General features: G+C 56.9%; 11 protein-coding genes and 1 tRNA gene. 5 read left to right on the top strand and 7 right to left on the bottom strand.

Features of this window, described 5'->3' with window-relative positions; genetic code table 11:
- The first annotated feature begins 8 nt into the window (after positions 1 to 8).
- The 4 genes from yejM to eco all read left to right on the top strand — a co-directional run bounded on the left by yejM (position 9) and on the right by eco (position 4,111).
- A complete protein-coding gene (yejM, locus tag DSD31_RS07775; protein WP_113990928.1) occupies positions 9 to 1,769 on the top strand; it encodes an LPS biosynthesis-modulating metalloenzyme YejM in 1,761 nt (586 codons plus the stop codon).
- A gap of 77 nt (positions 1,770 to 1,846) precedes the next feature.
- Positions 1,847 to 1,923: transfer RNA gene (locus DSD31_RS07770), tRNA-Pro, on the top strand.
- A gap of 232 nt (positions 1,924 to 2,155) precedes the next feature.
- Positions 2,156 to 3,265: an AI-2E family transporter gene (locus tag DSD31_RS07765; RefSeq protein ID WP_044349592.1), complete on the top strand. Its 1,110-nt coding sequence runs from the start codon at positions 2,156 to 2,158 to the stop codon at positions 3,263 to 3,265.
- A 354-nt stretch (positions 3,266 to 3,619) separates the two neighbouring features.
- The gene (eco, locus tag DSD31_RS07760) at positions 3,620 to 4,111 is read left to right on the top strand and encodes a serine protease inhibitor ecotin (RefSeq protein ID WP_004864866.1); all 492 of its coding nucleotides are present in this window, start codon (positions 3,620 to 3,622) and stop codon (positions 4,109 to 4,111) included.
- A gap of 52 nt (positions 4,112 to 4,163) precedes the next feature.
- On the opposite strand, the gene mqo is transcribed toward eco, so the two are convergent.
- Positions 4,164 to 5,795 carry a malate dehydrogenase (quinone) gene (mqo, locus tag DSD31_RS07755; RefSeq protein ID WP_015583824.1) on the bottom strand — a complete coding sequence of 544 codons (1,632 nt, stop codon included), beginning with the start codon at positions 5,793 to 5,795 and terminating at the stop codon, positions 4,164 to 4,166.
- 274 nt (positions 5,796 to 6,069) lie between these two features.
- Here mqo and DSD31_RS07750 point away from each other — a divergent pair, with 274 nt between their 5' ends.
- The gene (locus tag DSD31_RS07750; protein WP_064356828.1) at positions 6,070 to 7,317 is read left to right on the top strand and encodes a SulP family inorganic anion transporter; all 1,248 of its coding nucleotides are present in this window, start codon (positions 6,070 to 6,072) and stop codon (positions 7,315 to 7,317) included.
- Here DSD31_RS07750 and mgtE read toward each other — a convergent pair.
- From mgtE to DSD31_RS07720, 6 genes are all read right to left on the bottom strand, one after another.
- Positions 7,280 to 8,716, bottom strand: coding sequence for a magnesium transporter (gene mgtE, locus DSD31_RS07745; RefSeq protein ID WP_004864871.1), 1,437 nt, complete (start codon positions 8,714 to 8,716; stop codon positions 7,280 to 7,282). The genes DSD31_RS07750 and mgtE overlap by 38 nt on opposite strands.
- A 142-nt stretch (positions 8,717 to 8,858) precedes the next feature.
- Entirely contained in the window at positions 8,859 to 10,502 is a 1,644-nt protein-coding gene (locus DSD31_RS07740; protein WP_004864873.1) for a multidrug ABC transporter permease/ATP-binding protein, read from the bottom strand.
- Positions 10,503 to 10,570: 68 nt separating this feature from the next.
- Positions 10,571 to 11,227 carry a DNA oxidative demethylase AlkB gene (alkB, locus tag DSD31_RS07735; RefSeq protein WP_015583823.1) on the bottom strand — a complete coding sequence of 219 codons (657 nt, stop codon included), beginning with the start codon at positions 11,225 to 11,227 and terminating at the stop codon, positions 10,571 to 10,573.
- Positions 11,227 to 12,291, bottom strand: a complete 1,065-nt coding sequence (ada, locus tag DSD31_RS07730) for a bifunctional DNA-binding transcriptional regulator/O6-methylguanine-DNA methyltransferase Ada (RefSeq protein ID WP_064359085.1) — start codon at positions 12,289 to 12,291, stop codon at positions 11,227 to 11,229. Before ada ends, alkB begins: the two co-directional genes overlap by 1 nt.
- 72 nt (positions 12,292 to 12,363) lie before the next feature.
- Positions 12,364 to 13,416 carry an FAD:protein FMN transferase ApbE gene (apbE, locus tag DSD31_RS07725; RefSeq protein ID WP_015583821.1) on the bottom strand — a complete coding sequence of 351 codons (1,053 nt, stop codon included), beginning with the start codon at positions 13,414 to 13,416 and terminating at the stop codon, positions 12,364 to 12,366.
- Positions 13,417 to 13,518: 102 nt separating this feature from the next.
- On the bottom strand, positions 13,519 to 14,631 hold the full coding sequence (locus DSD31_RS07720) for a porin OmpC (protein ID WP_004864882.1): 1,113 nt from the start codon (positions 14,629 to 14,631) through the stop codon (positions 13,519 to 13,521).
- Positions 14,632 to 14,706 lie beyond the last annotated feature (75 nt).

Below are 14,706 nucleotides of genomic sequence, written 5' to 3'. Positions count from 1 at the left end.
AACTGTATATGGTGACTCTTCGTCAGCCCTACCGAGAAAAAATCTCCCAGATGGTCAGCTGGGGGCACTGGTTCGCCCTGTTCAACATGTTGTTGGCCATGGTGCTCGGCAGCCGCTATCTTTTTGTCGCCGACTGGCCCACGACTCTGGGCGGACGTATTTTCTCGTATGTCAGCCTCGTGGGTCACTTCAGTTTTCTGGTATTTACCAGCTATGTCCTGATTCTCTTCCCGCTGACCTTTATCGTCGTATCGCAGCGATTGATGCGCTTCCTGTCGGTCATTCTGGCGACCGCGGGCATGACGCTCCTGCTGATCGATAGCGAAGTCTTTACCCGTTTCCACCTGCATCTTAACCCTATTGTCTGGGAACTGGTCATCAACCCTGACCAGAATGAGATGGCGCGCGACTGGCAGCTGATGTTTATCAGCGTGCCGATTATCTTTCTGCTGGAAATGCTGTTTGCGACCTGGAGCTGGCAGAAGCTGCGTAGCCTGACGCGTCGCCGCCACTACGCCCGGCCTGTCGCCTGGTTTTTCTTTCTCTCTTTTATCAGCAGCCACCTGATTTATATCTGGGCGGATGCGAATTTTTATCGCCCGATCACCATGCAACGGGCGAATCTGCCGCTCTCCTATCCGATGACGGCCCGCCGTTTCCTTGAGAAACATGGCCTGCTCGACGCCCAGGATTACCAGCGTCGTCTGGTAGAACAGGGGGCGCCGGAAGCCGTCTCCGTTGAGTATCCGCTGAGCACCCTGCGCTATCGCGATCTGGGGGCTGGCTACAACGTTCTGCTCATTACCGTCGATAACCTGAACTATTCGCGGTTTGAGAAAAATATGCCGGAACTGGCCCGTTTCGCGCAAGAGAACGTCAACTTTACCCAGCATATGAGCTCCGGCAATACCACCGATAGCGGGATGTTTGGCCTGTTCTACGGGATTTCGCCGGGCTATATGGATGGCGTCCTGTCAGCCCGTATCCCGGCCGCGTTGATTACGGCCTTTAACCAGCAGGGATATCAGCTGGGGCTGTTCTCCTCCGATGGTTTCAGCAGTCCGCTCTATCGCCAGGCGCTGCTGTCCGATTTCTCGCTGCCAAATGAGAAAACGCAAAGCGATGAGCAAACGGCGGACCAGTGGATTGGCTGGCTCAATCGCTATGCGCAGGATGAAAACCGCTGGTTCTCATGGATTTCGCTGAACGGCACCACGCTGGATAACAGTCAGCAGCAAAACTTCGCGCGTCGCTACAGCCGTGCGGCGGGAGATGTTGATAACCAAATCAGCCGGGTACTGAGCGCCCTGAGCGATGCCGGAAAACTGGATAATACGGTGGTGATTATTACCGCCGCGCACGGTATGCCGTTGAATCCGCAGTGCGGTAAGTTTGACTGGTCCCGGGAGCAGCTGCAGGTTCCGCTGGTTATTCACTGGCCAGGGATTCCGGCGCAGAACATCGCGACGCTGACCAGCAACAAAGATGTGATGACGACGCTGATGCAGCGCCTGCTGCACGTCTCCACGCCTGCCAACGAATATTCACAGGGTGAAGACCTGTTCAGCCCCGCGCGTCGTAGGGCCTGGGTGACGGCGGCCAACGGCGATACGCTGGCGGTCACGTCGCCAGAGGTGACCGTGGTGCTGAACCACAACGGCACCTACAGCACCTGGAACAGCGACGGCAAAAAGATTGATAACCGCAAACCTCAGCTCAGCCTGCTGCTGCAGATCCTGACTGACGAAAAACGCTTTATCGCTAACTGATTGATTAATTATGAATCAATCAGCCGTTCCCCGGCTTGCATTCGGTCGGGGAACGGGTAATATTGTCCTCCATACGTCGGCACGTAGCGCAGCCTGGTAGCGCACCGTCATGGGGTGTCGGGGGTCGGAGGTTCAAATCCTCTCGTGCCGACCAAATCATTCACCGGTAAGTTATCTTAACAACCGGTAACCCCTTAAGAACCCGCATCCTCTCTGAGCCTGCGGGTTTTTTAATGCCCGAATCACCCCGCCGACACGGTCGCGGTCCGCGGTCGAATCTATCCCCGTTTCCGCACTGCTGATGAAGAAACTCCGACCTTACTGATTGTAAATCGAAGAATAGCTTCTATTATTCGTCGTACTTGCCTGACACCGGAACAATTAATATGAGAGTTAATGGACTTACGAAGGGATTTTTTATCCTGATTTTGCTGATGGTCAGCCTCGCCTTTTTTAATGTTCTTTCCCCCTATTATTCAGCCATACTGTGGGCCGCGATTCTGTCGGTCATCTTCAACCCGGTGAAGAACAAGTTGCGTGCTCGCCTCGGGGAGCGCAATGGCCTGGCCTCGTTGTTGACCGTCGTGATTATCTGCCTGATTGTTTTCACGCCGCTGGCGATCATCATTTCATCGCTGGCGATTGAGCTCAACCTGGTTTACACCCAGCTTCAGCATAACGACACCCAGTTTCCTGTGGTGGTGGCCAATCTGTTTGCCCATCTGCCTGAGTGGGCCAGAAGCTTTCTCTCCGAACATAACCTTGACAGCGCAGAGCAGATTCAGAAACAGCTCTCTGACGCCGCTCTGAAAGGCGGGCAATATCTGGCCGGCAGCGCGTTCCTGATTGGTAAAGGGACTTTCGGCTTTACCGTTAGCTTCGGCATCATGCTGTATCTGCTGTTTTTCCTGCTCAAAGATGGCCCCTATCTGGTCATGCTCATCCTTGAGTCCCTGCCGCTGTCTAACTACGTTAAGCAGCATCTGTTTGCCAAATTTGCCGCCGTATCACGGGCAACCGTAAAAGGTACCGCCGCCGTCGCCCTCGCCCAGGGGATACTTGGCGGCATCGCGTTTTCTATCGCCGGCCTCGACGGCAGCATTTTGTGGGGCGCCATCATGGCGTTTCTGTCGCTGATTCCGGCGATCGGTTCCGCCATAGTCTGGGTACCGGCTGCCATCTTCCTGTTTGCCACCGATCAGCTATGGCAAGGGGCGTTTATCGTCGGCTTCTTCGTGATTGTGATAGGCCTGGTGGATAATATTCTGCGCCCGCTGCTGGTGGGCAAAGATACCAAAATGCCGGACTATCTGATTTTGATTGCCACCCTCGGCGGCATGGAGATTTATGGGATTAATGGCTTTGTCATCGGGCCGCTGATCGCCGCCCTGTTTATTGCCTGCTGGAATCTGCTATCGGGGCGCGAGCACGCGGGCAACACCGACGAAATCGATGAAGAGTTCATCGAGGAAGGAAAAGTCAGTCGCGATGAGTAGGCATCGGGGGGAGCATTTCGCTTCCCCCGTCTCCCCTTCTGTTACTGTTATAGCGCCCCTTATTCGCGGGTATTGGCCGGTCGGACTGGAATCATCGCACCTGAAAACGTCTTCGCTTGCTGATGATTATTAACGCCGGGTTGCCGGTTGCCGTTGGCGGCAATATCCCGTCAGGGATACCCAAAGAACCTTTCGCTCAGAGAGTGAATGTGGGTAGTGAATACTTGCAAACCAGCCAATAAAGCCAGTCAATAAGACCACAATATATGAAAATAATGGTAAATTATTCTTACCATTAGGCAAAAGAGTGCTAGTCTTTTGCCGTTAAAGATCGATAACAAAGGATGATGAATCGTGAAGAAAATCTCTACGCTTGCTGTTTCTCTGCTGGCCGTTGCCTGTGTTTCCACCAGCGCGCTGGCCGCTGAACAGCCTCTGGAAAAGGTCGCCCCCTATCCGAAGGCGGAAAAAGGCATGAAGCGTCAGGTGATTCAGCTGCCGCAGCAGCAGGACGAATCCGCATTTAAAGTCGAGCTGATGATCGGCCAGACCCTTGAGGTTGACTGCAACCGCCATCGCCTCGGCGGTCAACTGGAAAGCAAAACGCTGGAAGGCTGGGGTTACGATTACTACGTTTTTGATAAAGTGACCGGACCGGTTTCAACCATGATGGCCTGCCCGGACGGCAAAAAAGAGCGTAAATTTGTGCTGGCAGGCTTGGGTGATGATGCCATGCTGCGCTACAACAGCAAGCTGCCCATCGTGGTCTACACCCCAGATAACGTCGAAGTGAAATACCGAATCTGGAAAGCAGACGAAACCATCGGCAATGCCGTTGTACGCTAACGCGAAGCGATAAACTGTCACTATCCGGCGGCATCAGCCGCCGGATGTCGTTCTACAGCGCAATATCCGCCATAGGTTTGTCACCGGAGAGCGGCTTCAGCTCCGCCAGCGGGACCTGATCAACCACCGCTACCGGCTCGTAATGCAGCTGCAGTACTTCACTGGTCCACGCCAGCGCCTGTTCAATCGCCGCCGGGTTACCATCCAGACGCAGACCGTAGGAGGGAACGATCTCTTTCAGTTTCGCCTGCCAGGCGGCCGACTGCACCTTCTCTTTAAAGACCTTCTCCATCAGCTGTAGCATGATAGGCGCCGCCGTCGATGCTCCCGGAGAAGCTCCCAGCAGCGCTGCAACGGTACCTTCGTCATCGCTGACCACTTCCGTGCCCAGACGCAGTACGCCCTTCTTACCGTTGCGTTTGATAATCTGTACGCGCTGGCCGGCCTGCCACAAGCGCCAGTCCTCTTTATTCGCTTCCGGATAGTATTCGCGCAGCGCCTCGTGACGATCGTTATCTTTCTGCATCACCTGGCTAATCAGATATTTCACCAGATCGAAGTTATCCAGACCGACATTGAGCATCGGCAGAATATTCGAGGTGTTGGTTGATGCCAGCAGATCCCACAGCGAACCATTTTTCAGGAAGCGGGTCGAGAAAGTCGCGAACGGTCCAAACAGTACTACCCGCTTGCCATCGATAATCCGCGTATCGATATGCGGAACCGACATCGGCGGCGCGCCCACTTCGGCCTGGCCATAGACTTTCGCCAGATGATGGTTCACCACCTCCGGGTTTTCGCACACCAGGAACTGTCCCCCCACCGGGAAGCCCGCGTACTCTTTCGCCTGAGGAATACCGGTTTCCTGAAGCAGCGTCAGCGCGGCGCCGCCGGCGCCAATAAAGATAAATTTGGCTTTAATAACGCGCTTCTGGCGACGATTATCGGCATCGGCCAGGGTCACTGTCCAGCTCTTGTCCGCGTTGCGCTTAAAGCGACGCACAACGGTACCAAGCTGCAAAGAGAAGTTATCATGGGTCTGCAGTCCGGCAATCAGCTGGCGGGTGATTTCCCCGTAGTTGACGTCGGTCCCGACTTCGGTGCGGGTCGCGGCCACTTTTTGCTGCGGATCGCGCCCTTCCATCACCAGCGGCGCCCACTCTTTGATCTGCTGATGATCTTCAGAATAGCGAATCCCGCGGAACAGCTCACTCTGCTGGAGCGCCGCGTAACGCGCGCGCAGGAAATTCACATTGTCTTCGCCCCACACAAAGCTCATGTGCGGCACGCTGTTAATAAACGATTTCGGCTTACTGAGTATGCCGCGTGTCACCTGGTGAGCCCAAAATTGCCGGGAGATGTGGAAGGATTCGTTGATATCGACCGCTTTGTCGATATTAATCCCACTGGCGGTTTGTGGCGTGTAGTTCAGCTCCATCAAAGCCGCATGACCGGTACCCGCATTGTTCCAGCCGTTCGAGCTCTCTTCAGCCACGCTGGACATCTGCTCGACCATGGTAATAGACCAGTCCGGCTCAAGTTCCTGAAGCCAGGTTCCCAACGTGGCGCTCATGATGCCGCCGCCAATCAACAATACATCCGTCTCTTGCTCATGGCGGGTGTTGGTCCGAGGTGTATTTGAACCAACAGCCGGTGAGCTGGGTACGGCCATCTTTTTCTTCATCGGATTTGAGCCTTACTTTACTCGCTTTTGGATTTAGCGCAGGTGAAACGATTATCGAGAATCAAGGTAACACCGAAGATCAAAAAATTAAATATTGTTTAAAATTTAAGTTGAGTTTTGAGATCTGTTATAAAAATGTTTAATAAACGTGTACGCTAAATCATATTTTGTACTGGTATATGTCACGTCCACGCGCTATCATCCCCTGTTTTGTGACAGACCGCACACAAGCTCCGGCTCGTGGTTCCGGCTTTTATCTACCAGCGAAACGCTTATGCATCAGGCCACCAACCCCGCACCACCCTCTTCGAACGGCGCGCTTCGCCATGTATTACGCTCGCCGTCGCTACTGACCCGCGAAGCGCTGGCTGGCGTACTCACCGCGCTGGCCCTGATTCCAGAGGTTATCTCCTTTTCTGTGATTGCCGGGGTTGACCCGAAAGTCAGCCTGATTGCGTCCGTCGTGCTCTGTCTGGCGATGTCGGTGCTTGGCGGCAGACCGGCCATGGTCACCGCAGCGGCGGGGTCGGTGGCGCTGGTCATTGGCCCTATGGTGCATCAACACGGCGTGGGCTATATCCTGCCCGCTGTCATTTTGGCTGGTATTATTCAAATTTTGTTTGGGTTGTGCGGTATGGCCCGACTGATGCGATTTATTCCGCAATCGGTGATGACCGGATTTGTGAATGCGCTGGGGATACTGATCTTTTTTGCCCAGCTGCCACATTTCTGGAGCACACGGCCGCTGATCCTCGGCCTGTTCGTGCTGACGCTGCTGATTGTGCTGTGGGCGCCACGCTATATCAAAGCCATCCCTTCGCCGCTGATCGCCATCATCCTGCTGACCTTGTTTACCGTCACCAGCGGCCAGCTGCTGCCCACCGTCGGTGATGAAGGCACTATGAGCGGTGGACTGCCCGGACTTACCGCTCTGCGGGTACCGCTCGATCTGCACACGCTGAGCATTATCTGGCCCTGCGCGTTGAGTATCGCCTTCGTTGGCCTGCTGGAGTCGCTGCTGACGGCTAAACTCGTGGATGATCTGACCCACACGCCATCCAGCAAAGCGCGCGAGAGCACCGGGCTGGGCATCGCCAATATTCTCGCCGGATTGTACGGCGGTATCGCCGGCTGCGCCATGATCGGGCAGACCATCGTTAACGTCGAAATGGGCAAGGGCCGAAGCCGCGTCTCAACCGTTGCGGCAGGCCTTGTACTGCTGCTGCTGGTCACCGCGCTGAGTGAAGTGATGGCTAAAATTCCGATGGTGGTGCTGGCCGGAGTGATGGTGATTGTGGCGGCAAAAACCTTCAGCTGGCACAGCATTCGGCCGGCGGAAGTGGCGCGCCATCCGTGGCCGGAAACGCTGGTTATGCTGGCGACCGTCGGCGCGACGGTCGGAACCAGCAATCTGGCCATTGGCGTTGTGGCCGGACTGGCAGTGATGGCGCTGATTCCTCGCCGGCTGCGCAGCAGGCCGACGCTTACATCAGAAATATCGTCGCCAGACCGAGAAAAATAAAGAAGCCGCCGGTGTCGGTGATCGCGGTGATCATCACGCTGGAGCCGACCGCCGGATCGCGCCCCAGCTTGACCATCACCATCGGAATAATCACCCCCATCATCGCGGCCATCAGCAGATTCAGCATCATCGCCAGCGTCATCACGCCGCCCAGCTGCGGGTCCTGATACAACCACCAGGTGATCGCCCCCATGATCCCGCCCCATACCAGGCCGTTAATCAGCGCGACGCCCATCTCGCGCAGAATCAGAAACGAAAAGCTGCCGGGCTGAATGTGCTGTAATGCCATAGCGCGCACGATCATGGTGATCGTCTGATTGCCGGTGTTGCCGCCGATCCCGGCGACGATCGGCATCAGTGAGGCAAGCGCCACCAGCTGTGAAATGGTGTGTTCAAACCCGTCAATCACCCGCGAGGCGATAAAGGCGGTGCACAGATTAACCGCCAGCCAGGCCCAGCGGGTCTTCACCGCTTTGCTGACCGGCGCAAAGACATCCTCTTCGCTGCTCAGACCGCCCATACCGCGCAGATCGCTGTCCGTCTCTTCATAGACGACGTCAACAATCTCATCGATGGTCAGACGGCCCATCAGCTTCCCTTCTGCATCAATCACCGCGGCGCTGATCAAGTCGTCACGTTCAAAGGTACGCGCCACCTTTTCAGCCTCTTCGTGCGGCTGGAAGGTGACCGGGTCCCCTTCCATGACGTCGCCGACCCGTTTTTGCGCCGCATTGAGCAGAATCGTTTGCAGCTGAAGCTCACCCAGCAGAAGCTTATTGCGGGTGGTCACAAACAGCTTATCGGTGTTCGCCGGCATTTTGCCCAACCGCCGCAGGTAGCGCTGTACCGCCGCCAGCGTCATTTCCGGACGCACGACAATCACTTCGAACTCCATGATTGCCCCAACGGTATTGTCGGCGTAACGCATAATCTGGCGGACGCGCGCGCGTTTATCCGGCGGCATCGTCGCCAGTAAGCGACCGGTCAGGTTACGCGGCAGGTGCTGAACCAGATAGACCTGTTCGTCGATATCCAGGGTTTGCAGCGCGTCGAGCAGCTCGTGGTCGCTCATCTTATCGATGAGATCGCCCCAGACGTTTTCCGATGCCTCGAGCAGCACCTCGCCGCGTTTATCGTTGCTGACCAGCTGCCAGAGCGCATTACGCCCGTCGTACGGCAGCGCTTCGAGGGCATCGGCAAGGTCCGGTGGCGGCAGGTGAGAGACCAGCACCTCGACCTCCGCCAGATCGTCTGCCAGCGTGCCGTCGTCATAGCGTTCAGCAAGCGTCAGCTTTCCCAGCAGCGCCGAGGTGACGGCTTTATCGGTGGTCAGCAGCCAGATAAGGCGGGCACGCTCTTCATCACGTAATCTGGCACTTTTTTTATGCGAAACGGACATCGGTCAGGCAATCCTTTTGAGAACATGTGGCAGGCCAGGAGCCATAAGCATAGCGCGGGGAGGGAGAAAAAATAACCGTCGCCGCGTTCAGGCGGCGGAAAAATCAACAACCGCGCCGCCGGCGAGCCGGCGACGCGATCAATCAGGCGGTGCGGGCCACCGCATCCCGGGTAGCCAGCTCGCGCTCTTCTCCCGTCAGTTCTGTCAGCTGGCCGCTTCGCATCTCCAGCAGGCGGTCGGCATGCTGGAAGTAGTGATCGTCGTGGCTAATGGCGAAAACGGTTTTCCCCATTTGCTGCAGCAGCGGCAGCAGCTGCTGGTAAAACTCGCGCCGGAAATGCGGGTCCTGATCCGCCGCCCACTCATCAAGCAGAATGATATCCCGCTCCTCCGCCAGCGCCAGCAGCAGCGCAACGCGTTTTTTCTGCCCTTTCGACAGCTTCAAATCGACAATCCTGCCGTTATCCAGCTGCAGTTTATGCGTCATTTTCAGGTACGCCATCCACTGGTCAACCAGCGCGGAGTCCGCCGCTTTGCCGCCGGGCCCCAGCAGCCGATCGAACAGCCAGACATCGGTAAAGACCGCCGAAAAAAGCTTGCGGTAATCTTCGGGCTTGTCTGCCGCAAGCGGCTGGCCATCGAGCAGAATCTGCCCGGAAGCCGGTTGATACAGCCCGGTCAGCAGCATCGCCAGCGTCGATTTACCGCTGCCGTTGCCGCCAATTAAAAACACCAGCTCGCCGCGCTGCAGGGTCAGGTTAATCGGCCCGACAGCAAAGCTGTTATCCGGATAGTGGAAGCAGACGTCGCGCAGCTCCAGAGTCTGCCAGTGCGGGTGCGGTTCCGGCTGCGGGAAGTCGGCGCGATACGGTGCCAGCGAGAAGGTATTCAGCTTGTTGAACGCCACCTGGGCGCTGAGCAATGTCGGCAGCGCTCCGACCGCCGAGAGCAGCGGCGTGCGCAGGAACAGCAGAGTCAGCGAGTAGGTCGCCGCCACCGCGGTATTCGCCCAGCCGAGGCTGTTTGCCATCCAGAACACCAGTCCGATGGCCCCCAGCATCATAATATTCGACCAGTTCACCGCGCTGAGATGGAACGTATCGGCGCGGATAATATGGTGACGATATTCGCGGGCATCCGGCAAATAAAGCTGATTAAACACGTATTCCGCGCGTTCCCGGTTAAGGGTTAACTCTTTGCGCCCCTCCAGCACCGTCTGGTAGTCGTGGTACAGCTTGTCTTCCGTTTCCCGCAGCGTCGCCATATGCCTGTAGACGCGAGCCACCAGCACAAACCCGCCCCAGATGGTCAGCGCCATCCACAGCGCGGTCACCATCATCATTTTGCCCGACAGCCACGCCAGATAGGCGGCGGAACCAAAGGTCAGGATAATCCCCTGCACCAGCTCCGGCAGGCGCACAAAAGCGATGGTGATATTGCGAATGTCGCTGGTTAAACCGGCAAGCAGCGAAGCGCTACCGATCTTCTCGACCTTTTCGATTTGGGTATCAAGGATGCGTTTGATAAATTCGCCGCGCAGGCGGAAGACAAAATGGTGGCCCAGGGTGGTCAGGGCCAGCTGGGAACCCAGCGTCACGACCATCAGCAGCAGCAACAAACCGAGAAATTCCGGCAGCACCGCCAGCGAGGTATCGACCACGGTCATCAGACGCAGATTAATAAAGGCAATAAGCCCGATTCCCAGCGCCGCACTGAGCAGACTCAGGGCAATGACGGAGATAAACGGCCAGCGATACTGGCGCCAGACAAGCAGCAGAAGTTCCATAACTCACAATCCGGGCAGCAAAACAGCCAGCAGTTTAAACTGCTCGCCCATGACATCAAGAATAATTCTTATTTTTGTTCTCTCGCACCGGCAAGACGGAAGGTGAGGTTATAGCGACAGGCGCCGGTCTGCGGATGGTCGCCCTCTTTCAGCGGCTGGATACCGTGGTAAAACAGGCGCGATTCTCCCCCCCAGACCACCACATCGCCATGCTCCAGCAGCACGCGCTGCAGCGGATCGCTGCGCCGCAGACCGCCAAACTGAAACACGGCGGGCAGCCCCAGTGACACCGACACAATAGGCGCCCGCAGATCGCGTTCATCTTTATCCTGATGCAGAGACAGCTTTGCCCCGGGCTGATAGCGGTTAATCAGACAGGCATCGGGAGCAAAATCAGGATAGCCGCAGGCAAGCGCCGCCTCCGCAGCCAGTTGACGAAAGATCGTCGGCATCGACGGCCAGCGCTGACCGGTTAACGGATCGTCAGGAGCATAGAGGTAGCCGTGCATATCGGTGGTCCAGCCCACTCTGCCGCAGTTGGTCATCGCCACCGACATGGTATAGCCTCCCGGCGTCACCATTTGACGAAACGGCGAGCGGCTGGCGACCTGCATTATCGCCTGCAGCAACGCCGCCGCGCGCCGGTGGGCGAAGCGCCGCAGAATGGTGGCCCCCGGCGCCAGCGGCTCCTGCCAGGGGGGCGTATCGGCGAATAAATCGAGCATCACTTCTCCTCGGTTTGCGCTTCCCGGGCCAGCAATTGCGCTTTACGGGCCGTTCCCCAGCGATAGCCTGAGAGCACCCCGCCCTCGCGGACCACCCGATGGCACGGGATAACAATGGCGAGTTTATTGGCCGCGCAGGCGCCTGCCACGGCTCTCACCGCACGGGGTTGGCCAATGCTCTGCGCGACCTGACGATAGCTGCGGGTCTCTCCTGCCGGGATCTGGCGCAACGCCTGCCAGACGCGCAGCTGAAACGCGGTACCGCGCAGATCCAGCGGTAGATTAACGGCCTTGCGAGGATCGTCCAGATGGGCGAAAACCTCGGCTACCCGCTGGCAAAAATGCGCATCCCCCGGCAGAAGCCGGGCGTGAGGGAAGAGACGGGATAACGCATCAAGCAGCGCTGCGTCCTCTTCCCCTGGTAAAACGGCGCACACCCCCCGTTCACTTTCCGCAACCAGGCAGCGGCCGACCGCGCAGTCGCCGACAGTATAGATAATGTCGGTATCCTCGCCGCCGCGGCGAAACTGGCGGGCGGTCATCCCAAGCGCGGCATCCGCCTGACGATAATAACTGCTGCCTCCGGGAAAGCCTGCCGCTAGCACGGCGGGCGTCACTTTTTCCCCCTGCCCCAGCGCTTCGCGCAAACGTCGCGCACGCCATGCCTGTTGCCAGGCTTTCGGCGTCATTCCGGTGACGGATTTGAATAAACGATGAAAATGAAAGGGGCTGACCGCCAGTTCCTGCGCCAGTGCCTCAAGGGTCACGGGCGATTCCTGTTCCAGCAGGCGACAGGCCCGGGTGACTTTGTCCACCTTCTGCTGCTGCGGATCGCGTTTATCCGGCTGGCAGCGCTTACAAGGACGAAAGCCAGCGGCGATCGCCGCCTCAACCGCGGGGTAAAAGCGCACATTCTCCCGCAGCGCTCGCCGCGAACGGCAGGACGGGCGGCAACAGATACCGGTGGTCAGTACGGCAAAGACAAACTGACCATCGGCTCGCACATCGCGATCGCACACCGCCTGCCAGCGGCGATCGTCGGTATCAGCAATTATCGGTTTCATAACGGGCTCCTGCTTTAAGTGTATCGTCAGTCTGAATCCGCGCCCGATGAAAAAAACCCGAAATCTTGCTGTTTAATTCTTTTCGCCGACGAGGAAAGTGCGGAACTGCGGCGACATCCAGGTTGTAAACCCGTCGCCCTCTTTGACGATCATGTAAACCGCCAGCCCCTGCTGGCGCACCACTTCCTGCGCCCTTTCCGGCCCCAACACCATCAGGCCGGTATCCCAGCCGTCCGCTTCCAGCGCCGTTGGGGCGATGACCGTGACCGAGACCAGCTTATGGTCAATCGGCCGGCCGGTTTGCGGATCGATAACGTGGGAAATACGTTTACCGTCCAGCTCATAGTAGTTGCGATAGCTGCCGGAGGTGCTGATCCCATGTCCGTTGATATCAACAATCGCCTGCACGGCATTTTCGCGATCGGTTGGTTTCTGGATGGCCACCCGCCACGGCTGCCCGTCGCCGTTCATTCCCCGGCTGACCAACGCCCCGCCGACCGAAACCAGGTAGCGGGAAATGCCCTCCTGCTCCATCAGGCGAGCCAGATGATCGGCGGCATAGCCTTCGCCAACGGTGGAGAGATCGACAAACAGATCCGGGATGTCTTTTTGCAGATATTGCCGATCCGCGTGGTTAATGACCGTCAGATGCTGGAGCCCCGTGCGCGCTTTCGCGGCGGCGATCTGCTGAGGATCCGGCGTTTTAACCGGTTGCTTGTCGGGGCCAAACCCCCAGAGGTTCACCAGCGGCCCCACCGTAATATCCATGGCGCCCGCGGTTTTGGCGCCGATGCGCAGCGAGAGAGTGACAATATCAGCCATCGCTTCGCTGACCGGCCACGGCTCGGTCGTGGTGGCATGGTTAAAGCGCATCAGCGCAGAATCGTTCTTCCAGGTGGAGAGCAGACGATCGTCGGCATCGAGCTGCGCCTGGACCTTCTGTCGCAGCGCCTCGGCTTTGGCTTCATCAACGCCAATGACGCTGACCCGCCAGAATGTGCCCATCGTCTTACCATCCAGTACGGTCGCGGCACTTTTTGGCGCAGTGGGAGTTGTGGCTGAATCGCAGCCGGAAAGCAGTACGCAGACGCTGAACAGCGCGCTACGGAAAAAAGTGATATCCATACAATCAGGTTCCTCTTGCTAAGGCAGCAAGATTACACCAGCGAGGTTAAACCGGGCATAAAAAAAGGCGCCAGAGGCGCCTTTTTCGTCACTTCAGCGTGCTTAGAACTGGTAAACCAGGCCCAGAGCAACCACGTCGTCGGTAGAGATACCGGCACGACGGGTGAATTCATTGTCGTCCAGCAGGTTGATTTTGTAATCAACGTAGGTAGACATGTTTTTGTTGAAGTAGTAGGTCGCACCCAGGTCAACGTATTTCAGGATATCCTGATCGCCGAAACCTTCGATGTCCTTACCTTTAGACTGCAGGTAAGCAACGGACGGACGCAGACCGAAGTCGAACTGGTACTGAGCAACCACTTCGAAGTTCTGCGCTTTGTTTGCATAACCGCTAATAGCGTCTGCATTGCCATTACCGCTGAAACGGGTCGCGTTGTAGGTCTGGGTGTACTGAGTTGCCAGGTAAACGTTGTTCGCGTCGTATTTCAGACCACCGGTGTAGGTTTCAGCGTTATCACCACGACCTTTGGACAGAGAGTTCTGATCATCAGTACGTTTGGAGTGGCTGTAAGCGAAACCAGCGCTGATGCCGTCCCAGATGTCATAAGTTACGGAAGTACCGAAACCGTCGCCGTTCTGTTTCAGAGCGCCACGACCGTTGTTGGTTGCGCCTTCGCCGCTAACGCTGCCGTTTTTACCCTGATACTGCAGAGCAAAGTTCAGGCCGTCAACCAGACCGAAGAAGTCAGAGTTACGGTAGGTTGCAACGCCGTTAGCACGGGACTGCAGGAAGTTGTCAGAACCGTAGGTGTCGCCGCCGAATTCCGGCAGAACGTCGGTCCAGGAAGTTACGTCGTAAACAACGCCGTAGTTACGACCGTAGTCGAAAGAGCCCGCGTCGCCAAATTTCAGACCAGCAAACGCCAGACGAGTCCATGCCTGATCGCTTGAGCTTTCAGTGTTGTTCGCCTGAACGTTGTATTCCCACTGGCCGTAACCGGTCAGCTGGTCATTGATCTGAGTTTCGCCTTTAACGCCTACACGCATGTAGGTCTGGTCGCCGTCAACGCTCTTGTCGTCAGAGAAATAGTGCAGACCGTCGATTTTACCGTACAGGTCTAATTTGTTGCCGTCTTTGTTATAAATTTCAGCCGCATTCGCTGCGCCTGCTACCAGCAGAGCCGGTACCAGGAGGGACAGTACTTTAACTTTCATGTTATTAACCCTCTGTTTGTTATATGCCTTTTATTATTGCCACTGCTTACTGATTACCCTTCTAATCAGTCGGCT

The sequence above is a fragment of the Klebsiella sp. X13 genome, assembly GCF_003323835.1.
GTDB lineage: Bacteria > Pseudomonadota > Gammaproteobacteria > Enterobacterales > Enterobacteriaceae > Klebsiella > Klebsiella ornithinolytica.
Note: the sequence above shows the minus strand (reverse complement) of the source record. Positions and strands in the feature narration are given on the sequence as shown.